13 protein-coding genes and 1 pseudogene are annotated in these 13689 nt (G+C 50.9%); 4 read left to right on the forward strand and 10 right to left on the reverse strand.

Annotation, left to right across the window (positions count from 1 at the left end; all coding sequences use genetic code 11):
• From KMP13_RS12475 to KMP13_RS12485, 3 genes and pseudogenes are all read left to right on the forward strand, one after another.
• Positions 1–163 (forward strand): annotated as a pseudogene (locus KMP13_RS12475) (IS3 family transposase); the annotation flags it as partial.
• Positions 164–209: 46 nt separating this feature from the next.
• Positions 210–1352: a 4-aminobutyrate--2-oxoglutarate transaminase gene (gene gabT / locus KMP13_RS12480; protein WP_285895539.1), complete on the forward strand. Its 1143-nt coding sequence runs from the start codon at positions 210–212 to the stop codon at positions 1350–1352.
• 3 nt (positions 1353–1355) lie between these two features.
• Positions 1356–2828 (forward strand): NAD-dependent succinate-semialdehyde dehydrogenase, encoded by a 1473-nt coding sequence (locus KMP13_RS12485; protein WP_215266177.1) that lies wholly within the window; start codon positions 1356–1358, stop codon positions 2826–2828.
• 145 nt (positions 2829–2973) lie between these two features.
• Here KMP13_RS12485 and KMP13_RS12490 read toward each other — a convergent pair whose 3' ends face one another.
• The 10 genes from KMP13_RS12490 to KMP13_RS12535 form a co-directional block, all read right to left on the reverse strand.
• Positions 2974–3357 (reverse strand): nitrile hydratase accessory protein, encoded by a 384-nt coding sequence (locus KMP13_RS12490; RefSeq protein ID WP_215266178.1) that lies wholly within the window; start codon positions 3355–3357, stop codon positions 2974–2976.
• Entirely contained in the window at positions 3344–4012 is a 669-nt protein-coding gene (gene nthB, locus KMP13_RS12495; protein WP_215266179.1) for a nitrile hydratase subunit beta, read from the reverse strand. The genes KMP13_RS12490 and nthB overlap by 14 nt, the downstream gene beginning before the upstream one ends.
• 32 nt (positions 4013–4044) lie before the next feature.
• Complete coding sequence (nthA, locus tag KMP13_RS12500; protein ID WP_215266180.1) at positions 4045–4659, reverse strand: nitrile hydratase subunit alpha; 615 nt, start codon at positions 4657–4659, stop codon at positions 4045–4047.
• Positions 4656–6047 carry an amidase gene (locus KMP13_RS12505; protein ID WP_215266181.1) on the reverse strand — a complete coding sequence of 464 codons (1392 nt, stop codon included), beginning with the start codon at positions 6045–6047 and terminating at the stop codon, positions 4656–4658. The genes nthA and KMP13_RS12505 overlap by 4 nt, the downstream gene beginning before the upstream one ends.
• Positions 6048–6297: 250 nt before the next feature.
• Positions 6298–7305, reverse strand: coding sequence for a branched-chain amino acid ABC transporter permease (locus tag KMP13_RS12510; protein ID WP_215266182.1), 1008 nt, complete (start codon positions 7303–7305; stop codon positions 6298–6300).
• Positions 7302–8180, reverse strand: coding sequence for a branched-chain amino acid ABC transporter permease (locus KMP13_RS12515; RefSeq protein ID WP_215266183.1), 879 nt, complete (start codon positions 8178–8180; stop codon positions 7302–7304). The genes KMP13_RS12510 and KMP13_RS12515 overlap by 4 nt, the downstream gene beginning before the upstream one ends.
• 4 nt (positions 8181–8184) lie before the next feature.
• Entirely contained in the window at positions 8185–8895 is a 711-nt protein-coding gene (locus KMP13_RS12520; RefSeq protein WP_215266184.1) for an ABC transporter ATP-binding protein, read from the reverse strand.
• The gene (locus tag KMP13_RS12525; protein WP_215266185.1) at positions 8892–9668 is read right to left on the reverse strand and encodes an ABC transporter ATP-binding protein; all 777 of its coding nucleotides are present in this window, start codon (positions 9666–9668) and stop codon (positions 8892–8894) included. Before KMP13_RS12525 ends, KMP13_RS12520 begins: the two co-directional genes overlap by 4 nt.
• Before the next feature lie 20 nt (positions 9669–9688).
• Entirely contained in the window at positions 9689–11017 is a 1329-nt protein-coding gene (locus KMP13_RS12530; protein ID WP_215266186.1) for an ABC transporter substrate-binding protein, read from the reverse strand.
• A 280-nt stretch (positions 11018–11297) separates the two neighbouring features.
• The gene (locus KMP13_RS12535) at positions 11298–12215 is read right to left on the reverse strand and encodes a LysR family transcriptional regulator (RefSeq protein ID WP_215266187.1); all 918 of its coding nucleotides are present in this window, start codon (positions 12213–12215) and stop codon (positions 11298–11300) included.
• A 137-nt stretch (positions 12216–12352) separates the two neighbouring features.
• Between KMP13_RS12535 and KMP13_RS12540 the strand changes: the two genes are divergently transcribed.
• Positions 12353–13600, forward strand: coding sequence for a Zn-dependent hydrolase (locus tag KMP13_RS12540; RefSeq protein WP_215266188.1), 1248 nt, complete (start codon positions 12353–12355; stop codon positions 13598–13600).
• The last annotated feature ends 89 nt before the right edge of the window (positions 13601–13689 follow it).

Raw genomic sequence — 13689 nt, forward strand, 5'->3', positions numbered from 1 at the left:
CGTCGATCACTCCCCTCCTCCTCCCTCTCCCGCCCCCCTCCCCCCCGTCACACCTGCCGACGTCTACTTCGGGCGTGACAAAGCCATTCTAAAACAAAGGGAAAGGATCAAACGTAAGACGTTCGAAGCGCGACGCTTGCATCACCGCCAGCGTGCCGCATAATGCAACCAACCAGATGAGCCAGATACTCTCTTAGTTTAAGCTGCCATTGGTTCCAAAAACCCTGACGACGGACAGGCATTGCCACCCAAAGGTTATGGCGGCTGTTCAAGAGCAGATAGGGCGGTTTACTCATACCTGCCATCAGGTTTTGCCGTATGAAAACTACGTCGCTTTGGCTGAAAGGCTGAATGAAAAGGTACCGGGTGATTTCCCTAAAAAGACAGCCTTTGTGACAACTGGAGCAGAAGCGGTTGAAAATGCAGTTAAAATTGCACGCGCGTCTACCGGCCGTTCTGCGGTTATCGCGTTCTGCGGTGGCTTTCATGGCCGGACATTTATGGGCATGTCTTTGACGGGCAAAGTTGTTCCGTACAAAAGGGATTTTGGCGCAATGATGCCAGACATCTTTCATGTACCTTTCCCGATGGAACTACACGGCGCTACATCGGCCGACGCGTTACATGGCATTGAGCAATTGTTTAAAGCTGATCTTGATCCGGAACGTGTGGCTGCCATCATCATCGAGCCAGTCCAAGGGGAGGGCGGGTTTTATTCTGCTCCGAACGAATTGATGCGCGCCCTGCGCCAGCTGTGTGATGACCACGGCATCGTTTTGATCGCTGACGAAGTCCAAACGGGCTTTGCGCGCACTGGAACGCTGTTCGCAATGGAGCACTATGATGTTCACGCTGACATCACCACAATGGCCAAGGGGCTCGCAGGTGGTTTGCCTTTGGCTGCAGTCACAGGCCGACAAGATTTGATGGACTCAGTCAATCCGGGTGGCCTTGGCGGCACCTATGGTGGGAACCCACTGGGAATCGCCGCAGCCCACGCTGTTTTGGATGTCATTGAAGAGGATCATCTTTGCGCCCGGGCGAACGATCTTGGCCAAAAACTGAAAGAACGTCTGACTTCCATTCAAGCCACAACGCCAGAACTGGCCGACATTCGTGGCCCGGGTTTCATGGTGGCTGCTGAATTCAATAAAGCTGACGGGTCCACTCCTAATCCAGAAATGGCAAATGCAATCCGTGCAGAAGCTTTGTCGCGCGGCTTGGTTTTACTGACCTGTGGCGTGTTTGGGAACGTCATTCGCTTTTTGGCTCCTTTGACCATCGAAGACAGCGTGTTTGATGAGGCAATGGTAGTCTTCGAAGCATCCGTAATTGCCGTTAAAGGGGCCTGAAACATGAATAAAGTCGTTTCTAAATTAAACCTGAATGATCCAACACTGCTGGAAACACGTGGCTACGTTAACGGAGAATGGATTTCAGGTCAGGGCACGTTTGAGGTGCGCAATCCAGCGACTGGGGAATTGGTCGCCGAGGTCGCTGACTTGTCGGTTGCCGACACTTCGTTCGCGATTGATTCTGCCCATGTGGCACAGAAATCTTTCGCGGCTTGGACTGGAAAAGAACGCGGCGCGATCTTACGCAAGTGGTTCGACCTGATGGTGGCGAATGCCGACGATCTGGCCACGATTTTGACCGCGGAAATGGGAAAGCCTTGGGCCGAAGCGCGTGGCGAGATCATGTATGGCGCATCATTCATCGAATGGTTTAGCGAAGAGGCAAAGCGCGTTTACGGTGATGTGATCCCGGGCCACCAGCGCGACAAGCGCATAGTGATCCTAAAGCAGCCGATCGGCGTCGTCGGCTCGATTACACCATGGAATTTCCCGAATGCCATGATCGCGCGCAAAGTTGCGCCTGCATTGGCCGTGGGGTGTTCTTTTGTGGCTCGGCCAGCCGAGCTAACGCCTTTGTCGGCACTTGCGATGGCCGTATTGGGTGAACGGGCAGGAATCCCCGCCGGGATCTTCAATGTCATTCCAAGCTCGGACAGTGCAAGCATTGGCCAAGAACTTTGTGCCCATCCTAAGGTCGCAAAGATCACGTTCACTGGCTCTACTCGCGTCGGCAAAATTTTGATGAACCAATGCAGCGACACAATTAAAAAGATGTCACTTGAGCTGGGTGGCAACGCCCCATTCTTGGTTTTTGACGATGCGGATGTTGATGCTGCTGTCGAAGGCGCGATGATCGCCAAATTCCGCAATAACGGCCAAACCTGCGTTTGTGCCAACCGGATCTACGTTCAATCGGGTGTATACGATAGCTTTGCTGCAAAACTGGCAGAGCGTGTTCAGTCGCTGAGTTTGGGAGATGGCTCTAATGACGGTGTCACGACCGGTCCATTGATCAACGACGCCGCATTGGAAAAAGTTGAAAGCCACGTTGCTAATGCCTTAGCTCATGGCGCTTCGGTGCTTCAGGGCGGTAAAAGATCTGAATTGGGTGGTACCTTTTATGAGCCTACAGTTCTAACCGGTGTTACGCCCGAAATGATCGTGTCCCGCGAAGAAACCTTTGGCCCGCTGGCACCACTGATCAAATTCGAAGATGAAACCGAAGTTGTGTCCTTGGCCAATGATACTGAATTTGGCCTCGCCGCGTATTTCTATAGCCGAGATATTTCCCGTGTATGGCGGGTCGCAGAGGCTTTGGAAAGTGGGATGGTCGGGATCAATACGGGTCTGATTTCCACCGAGGTCGCGCCGTTTGGCGGGATAAAACAAAGCGGACTTGGTCGCGAAGGCTCAAAATATGGCGCGGAAGATTTCCTAGAAATTAAATACCTCTGTATGGGCGAGATTAGCTAGGCGCGCAGGCATTCCCGAAACTTGGGCGGTTCGTATTGAACCGCCCTTTTTTTGTGGAATTTGGGTGTGCGGGTGTGAAGGTTCGTAACACGGGTTTTGAAGAATTGGTGGCCTTTAGGCCAAAAGTATCAATCAACGCACGTATTCAAGATCTTGCAATCAGCTGACTATCTCGGATCTCATGGACCGTTTGTTTGATTACTTTGATCTGAGCGATAACATCTTCTGCATTGATCAGCTCTTCTGCACGCAATGTTTCTTCTGCCGCTGCAAGCCAGCAGTCGAAATACTGTAGATCAACCTCTTCGTCCGTTTGAGGTGCCATTGAGGTTTGATGTTTTGCTAACTCGACCACCAGACGTTCTTGAAAGGATTTCCAAGGGATCTTTTGAGTGTGAACCAGAGTTACAACAAGAGTAAAAACTCGAGCGTGCCAGTCTTTTCGGAAAAGGGGCTCAGTTTCGCTGCGTCGCGGTAACGTGGCCTCGGCGATACACCTGATGCTGTCGCTGACTTTAGGCGTGTTCAAGATATGACTCCGCGAGATCTAAATAGAGAAGGTCATCTGCTGCTTCGGCATCTTGCCCCCAAACCTCAGCTGCGTTGAATTCAACCAGGTAACATGGCTGAGGATCTGGCCCCATTCCGTTCGCGACTGAATCTGCGAACTGGAAAATACCTTCGATGTTTCGAATTATTCCGGCTTTGCTACGCACATACCGCGGCACGCGGGTATGTCCCTCTGCGCAGTTGCTGCGCACTTTTATCTGGTCTCCTACGAAAAATTTTGGGTGGCGCGACCCATCTGGAAATGTGTATGTGCCGCCAGTTTTCATGGCGTCGACTAGGTCAACAGAGGATACGGGCGGATGGCGTTCCTGGTTCACGTCGAATTGCTTCTTGCCTGACGCGAGCTCCGCGTCATTGACCAAACCTGAGTCTTTCATCAGCTCAGTGGTCGCAATCGTCCATTTCTCGAAGTAATCCAGCTGAAGGTAATCAACGGCGGCAAGCTGTTCGATTTTTTTGCGATGCATATCAGCACAAAATGGGACCGTTCCCGCAAGGGATTGGGTCAGACCAAAGGCACGTCGCTGCCATGTATCCTTGAATGTATAGCCTTCGTTCTCAATCGGAACCGCACCGAAACCATGCATTCCGCCCAAATCATGAATACTGTCCATATGCTCTCCTTTTGCGACCGGTCAGTGCAATTCTAGACGGATGCAGTGCCAATCATACCGTCGCGTGTTACTATCGCTGCGAGTTCTTCCACGTTCAGCCCATCAGTGTTTTCCGGGCGCTGTGGCAGAACCATAAACCGAATTTCGGCGGTGCTGTCCCAAACCTGAACTTTACGGTGTTTTGAAAGGTTTAGGCCAAATTCAGTAAGAACCTTACGGGGTTCACGAACGATACGCGAACGATAGGCAGGCCCTTTGTACCATGCAGGTGGCAACCCCAGGACAGGCCATGGGTAGCAAGAACACAGAGTACAAACGATCACGTTGTGCACGTCAGGCGTATTTTCGACGACCCGCATATGTTCGCCCTGATAGCCCTTAAACCCCATGGAATGGATGGCAGCTGTGCCATCACGCAGCAACCAGTCTTTGAACGTTGGATCTGTCCACGCGTGGGCGACAACGCTTGCACCATTTCTTGGGCCGGTTTCGCGTTCATAGTATTCGATAACGCTTTCCAGTGCAGCGGGGTCGACAAGGCCCTTCGCAATTGCCAGTTCTTCAAGAGCACGCACGCGAAGTGCAGCGCCTTCTTCTATGGGGTCATGAACATGGCCGTGAAAATGGTCATTGTCTTGGTCACTCATAATTGCCCCTTCGCTTTTTTCTGCGGTCGCACGTCTTGATTTTCCATAATTGATTTGTAACGGATTTGGACTGAAAGCGCCTCTTCCAATTTGCGCGCAAGGCGCAATAACAACCTGTCATCATCGGTTTTCCCAACCAGCTGCAGGCTTATTGAACGGCCATCCGCAATTGTAGTTGCAGGCATTGCGACAACCGGATGCCCGGTTTGATTGAATAAGGATGTATATCTTATGGTGGCCTCTAATTTGGAAACGGACTTGCCGTTTAACACATAAGAGCTGACATTACGGCGCGGCGCGTCGATTGGCATAACGGGGAGGATAAGAGCATCCACCGTCTCCAAAGCGGCATCGACGTCAGCGCACGCTTTTGAACGAAGGACGGTGGCCTGATCATAGGATTGCTGCGTGATATTGCGCCCCATCTCGACCGTACGTCGAGCGATTTCTGGGTATAAGGGCCAGTCCTCTGGATAGTGCCGGATGTGAAAATCTGCTGCCTCTTTGGGCAATGTCACCATATGAAAGGGCATGATACTATCAGGTGCAGGAAGCGTGACCTGACGGGTTTCGATATCGCTTTGCCCTAGTATTTTAATGACGTTGGCGATTGCGTTTTTGATATCGTCGTCTGCGTCCTCAAAGTATGCCACTGCAACACCAAGTTTGATTGGAGTTTGCAAAGCAATGTCGCGGCAATCGTCTAGGGCAGGATCCAGCACCAATTGCAGAATTTGAAGGTCCTCAATCGAACGGGCCAGGGGCCCTATGTGATCTAAAGAACTCGCTAACGGCATGACGCCCGATGCATCTACTCTGCCCCACGTGGGCTTGAACCCATACACCGAACAGCAGGCGGCGGGGATGCGAATGCTGCCTCCAGTATCGGTCCCGACAGCGCCAAAGGCAAGGCCGGCAGCAATAACAGCCGCTGATCCGCCACTAGAGCCACCAACGCTTCTGTTCGTGGCCAATGGGTTGGTCACTTGGGGCGTATCGGTTGAAAATGCGCCCGGATCGGTTTCCGTGACACCGATAATGACGGCGCCCGCGCGACGCAGGCGCTTGACCACAACAGCGTCCCTTTTTGGGCGGTAGCTAGATCGATGTTCCAGCCCGGCTTTGCAAATCGCAGGAGTGGTATCTATCAAATCCTTGATCGCGATCGGAATTCCATCCAACGGCCCCAAAGTGCAATTTCGGCTGCGGCGCTCATCCGATGCAGCAGCTTCGAGCCTAGCTGTTTCGGATAGAATTGCACTGTATGCGTTAATTTTTGGATTCAGGTTTTCTACGCAGGCAAGGATATTTTCGCATAAATCAACCGCCGATATCTCGCGATTTGCGAGCCTTTCAGCGGTTTTTGCAAGGGTATAGAAATTGGTCATATGCGGCCTTTGAAAATGCATTTTTCGCCTGTGGAACAGCAGGTTGAGTTACCTACCGCTCAGAATAATCCCGTCATGCGCTTCAAAGAATTTCAATAGGATAATATTCACATTGAAATTTTCAAAAGAAACAGATGTCGTCCCTTGCGTGTTTCAAGAACCAAATTTGGTTCGACGCGCTATTGGCATAATGAAGTTCAGCTAGGGATGATCGTATCAACGTTTCTGACGGACCTGAGAATATGGGCGATTAGGCTGAGGGTTTTCTCTTTGGTTTCAGGAAGCCAAACAATTTTGTGCTGGCTCCGGCAACGCCTTTGGGAAGCAAAAGAACAAACACGATCAGCACGATCCCAATCAGCGAATTTTGAATATCGCCCCAACTCTTTGCTAACTCGACCAGAACCATCATCAAGGCCGCGCCAAATATTGGACCCCAAGTGGACTTCAAGCCACCAACCACGATCATACCTAGGATAAAAACCAGATTGGAGAATTCGAAAAGACTAGGGCCTGCGAACCGAAAATGTGCGGCATAGACGGCACCCGTCAAGCCCGTGAAAAACGCTGTGATCACGAAGGCGATGATATGGAAACGGGTTCTATTCATGCCACGTGCCGCAGCATAGACCCTGCTGTCGCCCAATGATCGGAAAGCCAGCCCAAGGCGACCATGGATCACCACAATCGATGCCATGAGCGAAAGGGCTAGCACACCTAGGACAACAAAGTAATTTCCTAAGATCCATTTGCCTTTGAGCAGCTTTCGAAACCCTAGATCGCCAAAGCCTGAAAACCCGTTCCCGCCCCCAAACAAAGGCGTACATAGTCCGCCTTCGGTTATGAAGCATTCAGCATCCGTGCTAATCAGCGAGCTGACCATAAAGACGATGGCAAAGGTTAACAGCGCAACATAGGCCGTATCGAGGCGCAGGCACGCAAGTCCGATTGCAAACGACGCCACGGCTGCGACGACCGCTCCAACAGGCATCGAAAGCCACGGAGAGATGTCAAAAAAAACTCCCATCATGCCAACGGTGTAGGCGCCGATAGCAAAGAACAACATCTGCCCCAACGAGAATACACCAGCATGCCCTAGCAGCACGTTCCATTGAACAGCCACCGAGGCCCAGATCATAAAGAGGACGATTTCACCTAGAAAGTAGCGTTGCGTGATAAATAGGGGCAGGGCTGCGATCACGGCCAATACTCCGGCCAAAATAAAGAGGTTCTTTTGTAGGTCTGAAAAACGGCTCATGCGCGGATCACCCCTTGCTTGCCAAACAATCCAGCCGGTCTGAAAATCAATACCAGAATGACCAGTCCAAGCATGACCGGGAATCCGTAGCGTGCGCCGAAATAGTAGCCAATGCCAGCTTCCATGACGCCCAATGCAATTGCTGTGAGCCCTGCACCTGTCACACTTCCTAATCCGGCAACCACACAGATCACAAAGGCACGGATCAAAGGATTCGTCCCCATCCCTGGTGAAAGGCTGGCCAATGAAGAAATCAGAATTCCCGCGGCGGCGGCTAATGTGCCCGCAATAAGGATGACTTGCAGATAGGTAAGCTCGGTTTTAACACCCATAAGTTTTGCAGCATTCTGGTTCATGGCGGTGGCACGAATGGCAAGTCCGAAACGGGTTTTTGTAAGTAGCCAAGCCATTGCGCCGATAAGCACGGCTGCCATGGCCATGATGGCAATCGATTGATACGCGATCACAGTGTTTCCAATTCGAAACATCCCCTCGATTTGAACTGGTTGTTTGAATGGGTAGGCCCCGAATTGCTTTAGAATTAGGTCCTGAAACAATATGGCGACGCCAGCAGTGGCGACCATGATGGTTGTTTGAAAGTCGTCACGGCTGAGCATGAAACGCACGACCAATAGGTGCATAAGCGCGCCAACAATGCCGCCAGCGAGGATGCCGAATGCAATCGCAACAGGCAACGGCAGGCCCCAAACCGTGGCAGCCGTATAGCTGGCGTAAGCCCCTATTGTCATAAAGACACCGTGGGCCATATTGAACATGCCCATCGTGCCATAGGTGAGCGCCAAACCAACAGAGCCAAGCGCGTACATCGAGCCCAAAGTCAGGCCGGTGATAACTATTTGTAATATCGCATCCACGGCGCTAGCCCCCCAGATAAGTATTTAGAATTTCACCGGAATTGGTTAAGTCTGCGGCATTACCCGTCCACGCAAACGTGCCGCCATCCATCAGGTGAAAGGAGCTTGCAACGTTGGCAACGCGGCTTGGGTTTTCTTCCACCACAACAATAGAACAATTGCCCGTCGCAAGGACGCCTAGAGCAGCATAAATCTGTTCAATGATGAGTGGCGCGAGACCAAGAGAGGGCTCGTCAATCATCATCAATTTGCCGTCGGCCATCATGCCTCGGCCAATTCCAACCATACGTCGCTCGCCACCCGACAGGCTTTCAGCCCGTTGCGTGCGGCGCTCCAGAAGACGGGGGAATAAAGAATAAACCTCGTCGAGATCGGATTTGATTGCGCTTGTGTCTTTGCGGGCAAAGGCGCCCATCATCAAATTTTCTTCGACCGTCATTGCCATGAAAAGTTGATCCCCTTGGGGGACTAGAATTAGGCCGCTTCGCGCGCGATCAGGCGCGCCATTGGGCATGGCTTGACCATCAAACGTGGTTTCACCGGCCCAGCTTGGCAGCAGTCCAGAAATAGTTTTGAGCAACGTTGACTTTCCATGGCCATTTGGCCCGATAATCGCTGTTACGCTGCCATGAGCGATTTCTAGATTGATGTCATGAAGAACTTTTTGTTGTCTGTAGCCAGAACTTAGGCCCTTCACCGAAAGCAAAGATGTCATTGCATGTCCTTTACGATGGCGTCAGCTTCAGAGCCTAAGTAAACGGATTTTACGGTTGGGTCCGTTGCAATCCCTCTGGGGGTTCCATCATAGATCAACTTGCCTTGGTGCATGATCAATGCGCGATCCGCGACAGTCATGAGAAAGCGCATGACGTGCTCAATGAATACAATAGAGATGCCATTCTTACGTAATTTGAACATCAGTTCTATGAATTCATCAATCTCAGACGGCGCAAGGCCGCCAACAGGTTCGTCCAGCAAAAGTATTTTGGGGTCATGCACAACGGCCGTCGCCACCATCAACTTTTTACGGTCCAAAGTGGGGATGTCTGACACCAGATCATGCGCCAGATGTGTAAGTCCGTAGTCATCGAGGATAGCCATCGCTTTCTCGCGATGAGGCCGTTTGAACAAAAAACCGGGCCGTTCCTTGCCGCTGCCGTTGACGACTGACGCCAGAATGTTCTGAAAAACCGTCAGACTTGCAAAACCATCTGTCACCTGAAACGTGCGCGCCATGCCCATGTGGAAAAGTTTATGGGGAAGTATGCCAGTGATCGGTAGGCCTTGATAAAGAACCTGGCCGCCACTTACTGGGGTCAGGCCTGAGATTAAGTCAAAAAAGGTCGTTTTTCCCGCCCCGTTTGGCCCTCCGATGCCGATAGTCTCACCGGCTTCAATTTTTAGATCAATGCCATCGACAGCGGCCAATGCACCATAGTGCCTTTGGACCTGTCGACATTCGAGGATTTTCGGGGTGGGATTTTTCACATTTTAGTCCTTTGCCAAGCTTACATTTTGATCCAGCTTGGAACGCGGAATTCCTTGACACTGTAAGGCGTCGGGGAAATGATCTTTCCGTTTTCTTCCTTCTTCTCGATTTGACTGAAAATGTGAGACATGCCCAAAGACGGATCATTCGTTTGAACCGGGTAAGAATAGGCTTGCTGAGTTTTTGGATCAAAGCGGATCGAGCCGGTTGGGCCACGATAAATCATCCCGCGCAGGCGATCTGCGATTTTCTTGTTTTGGACGTCGTCATAGGCTTCGCCAACGCCACCTGCCATGGCGGCAGCCTGCGCATACATATGAAGCGCTTCGTATGTTTGTGCGCCGCCATTCGGAGATGCCTTCTCTCCGTATTTAGCGGTGTAACGCGCAGCAAAATCTGAACCGACTTCACCAGACAAGACACCGATATTCGTAGCATAAAGCACATCTTCAGAAGCATCACCGGCAATATCGCGGAAGGCTGCCAGGGAGGCGCCATATTGCAAGTAGATCAGAGAGTTCGTTGGGTTGGTCAAAAACTGCTTCATGAACTGCGCTTGGTCACCTGGGAAGAAATGTGTGACAACAATAAAGCCTGGTTCATCTTCGCGAATTTTTGCGAGTGTCGGGCCCCATTCATTCGTTGGCGCATCAACTGTCTCGTACAAAGAGATTTCGTAGCCGTATTTGGTAGCTTCGTCTTTGATTGAGTTAGCAATGTTGATGGAATATTGGATTGGGCCCGTTACAAGCGCGATCTTTTTGTTTACGCCTTTGAACTGGCCAGTTTCTTCGAGATTTTTGATGTAATTCAGATAGGCAAATCCGTAGTAAACTTCGGAAGGGCAATACATGAACGACTGCCAGTATTTTTCCGGGTCTCCACCAACAAGGGCTGTATGTGCTCGCGCTGTGTCGGCGTGCATATAGACTACGGATGCATCTGCTGCCACATTTTGCAGGGCAATTTGTGAGCCAAAGTTGTATCCGGTTATCAGCGCGCTCGCGCCATCACGGTCAATCAAACGTTGGCCCGCGCTTGTGATTTTGTCATCGCCACCAGATTCTGTATCCGCGATGGCAATCTTAACCGGGCGCCCAAGAATACCACCTGCGGCGTTGATCTCTTCAGCGGCCATTTCCAGGCCTTGCTTGAATTCAATGCCGTCAGCAGCGCCGCCGCCCGTCATCTGAATTGGGCCACCAATGACAACCGCTTCCCCAGATTGCGCCGAAGCCGCGGTCCCAAGTCCGGTGACGGCAACTGCGCCACCAACAGTACCAAGACCTGCGTTTTTAAGAAATCCGCGTCGCGAAGTAACAGATTTTGTTTCCGAATTATTAGTCATTCTTTTTCCCTGCTTTTGGAGATGGGAGTATCTCCAAGGTTCTGGCAGCTAAGCTACCCCTGCGGGTTCTTTGTGAACCCTGCGTTTTCTCCAGCCCCAACAGCAATTCGGCCTGGTCTGGTTAGAAATTGACAGACAAATTGAAATTTGAATATTCGAATGCAACAATAATCAGTTAGAGGAATCCCAATGTAATGGGGTGAAGCGGACAGAAGCGACTTTTTCGATAGCTTTTCCTTAAAAAACGTCGAAAATTCGATCAGCACACCCAGAAAGTGCGCTAAATTAATGTGCGTTCTCTGGATTCCAGCATAAGCAATTCGTGAAATTTTTTTTCTGCAGGTGTCCGTGCGGCGGCTTGACGGCGGATAATTTCGTAGCAGGACCCATATTCGTATTCCTCATTCAGAATGGGGCGAATTGCTCCCTGCTCCTGAAACTTTGAAGCGTAATGAGTCGGCAGAAATGCCAGATATTTTCCAGAAAGCACGAGGTGGGCAAGGCCTTCGATATTGGGTGCACGTGCAGTGTAAATAAAGGATCGTTCATTTTCTGCCATTTGATCAACCGACACATAACCGCGCTGTGCATGGGGGTAGCTAGACACGCCCGTGACTGTGATGTCGTCTTCGTTCTTGTCAAAAAGAGGGTGCCCTTGACCGCAGTACAATCGCATTTCAGATGTGTACAAAGGTTCGTAACTCAACTGAGAAATTCGCCTTGGGAAGTATCCGATCCCGATATGTGCTTGTCCACTTAACACCATATGTTCAAGTTGGTTTGGAGGAGCAACGTGAACCGTGATGTCAACTTTGTGGTCCAACTCTCCAAACCGGCTGATCACATTTCCAAGTTGGAATTTGGGATGGAAAACTGAATTGTCGATGATCGCAATCTGCAGTTCTCCGATGAGCTGTTCATATCCAAGGATTAAACTTCGGAAATCTTCGATGTGAACAAACAGTGCATTGGAGGCATCGTAAACGCGTTGTCCATCTTCGGTGAGTGCAAACCCACTGCGCCCACGTTGGCAAAGCCTAAGGCCCAAACGCGTTTCCAGATTCTTGATGTGAATACTGATCGTTGCTTGGCTGACGTTAAGTTCCGCTTGAGCCAATGAAAAGCCGCCACAGCGCGCAACAGTGCGGAACACACTTAGCAATTTCAAATCTACATTACTAATCGCGGGTAGAGCCATGGTTGCCCCTCACATTGAGATTTATCTAACTAAATATTATTACATCAAGATGCCCTGCGCCACCCAGCTTTGGTAGCCCCGGCTGACATTTGGGTTCGTTGCGATGATCCCAAAATCGTATTGCAACGGGAGCTATCATGTCTTTGGAACAAACAAACACGCTAGAAATCAACATCGATCGTCTTTGGGAAACCCTGATGGTTTCCGCGTCTATCGGACCGGGGAAATCGGTTGGTCTTAGCCGTCTGACGTTAGGTGAAGATGATAAAGCAATGCGTGACCAGTTCGTCCGTTGGTGTAAAGACGCAAGTTGTCAGGTTACGATCGATCGTGTCGGCAATATCTTCGCCAGACGCGAAGGGCGCGAGCCCACTCTGGCCCCAGTCCTGATCGGCAGCCATCTTGATACACAAATCGCAGGCGGAAAATACGATGGAATTCTCGGTGTGTTGTCGGGCCTAGAGGTTATTCGCACCTTGAATGATCGCGGCCTAGAGACAAAACGTTCAATTGAAGTGGTCTGCTGGACCAATGAGGAAGGCGTTCGATTTCAGCCTCCGATGATGGGAGCTGGCGCATTTTCTGGCGTTCATGATGTGGATTGGGTTCTGTCACAGCTTGACGAAGACGGTGCCGTCTTTGGCGAAGAATTGAAACGCATTGGGTACGCCGGACCGTCAGATCGCGATCGTAAAGACATTGATGCATATTTCGAATTACATATAGAACAGGGGCCAATCTTGGATGAAGAGGGGCTTCATGTTGGCATTGTAACGGGTGGGTTTACGTCGTTTGGGGCGCAAACCGTGATCAAAGGCGAACACGCCCATTCAGGCCCGACCCCGATGGAAAAACGCAAGGATGCGCTTGTCGGTGCGGCGATCATTATCGCAAAAATTAGCGAAATTGGGTGGGCCTACGCACCAGAGGGGCGGGCGACTTGCGCTCGAATCGATGTTTCGCCGAATAAATACGGCATCATTGCGGACCATGCCGAAGTGACAATAGACGTGCGCCATCCAGATTCAAATTTGGCAGCGCAGATGTACCAAGAAGCCGTGGAACTTGTCGCGATTGCCTCTGAAAAAGCAAATGTCGAAATTGAAATTGTTAAGGAATGGTCATTCGGCGATGTGGACTTTGACGCGGATTTGGTCGATCTAATTCGTGCGACCGCCGTCGATCTGAATGTTTCGCACAGGTTCATCCTGAGTGCGGCAGGGCACGACGCTTATCATCTGTCGGCAATTGCCCCGACGGCAATGATTTTCACTCCGTGCAAAGACGGCATTTCCCATAACGAAGCAGAGCACATTGAACCTGGCTACACGGTCTCAGGCGTGAATGTCCTTTTGAACGCGGCCGTTAACCGCGCCAATGCTTGAAGAATGGGAATGTAATAGGAATAAAGTTCAGAGTTTCTGACTCACAAAGCGGCGCAATGGTATGCGCATATGGCCTGCACCCGTATTCT

This window comes from Epibacterium ulvae (assembly GCF_018678075.1).
Classification (GTDB): Bacteria; Pseudomonadota; Alphaproteobacteria; order Rhodobacterales; family Rhodobacteraceae; genus Epibacterium; species Epibacterium ulvae_A.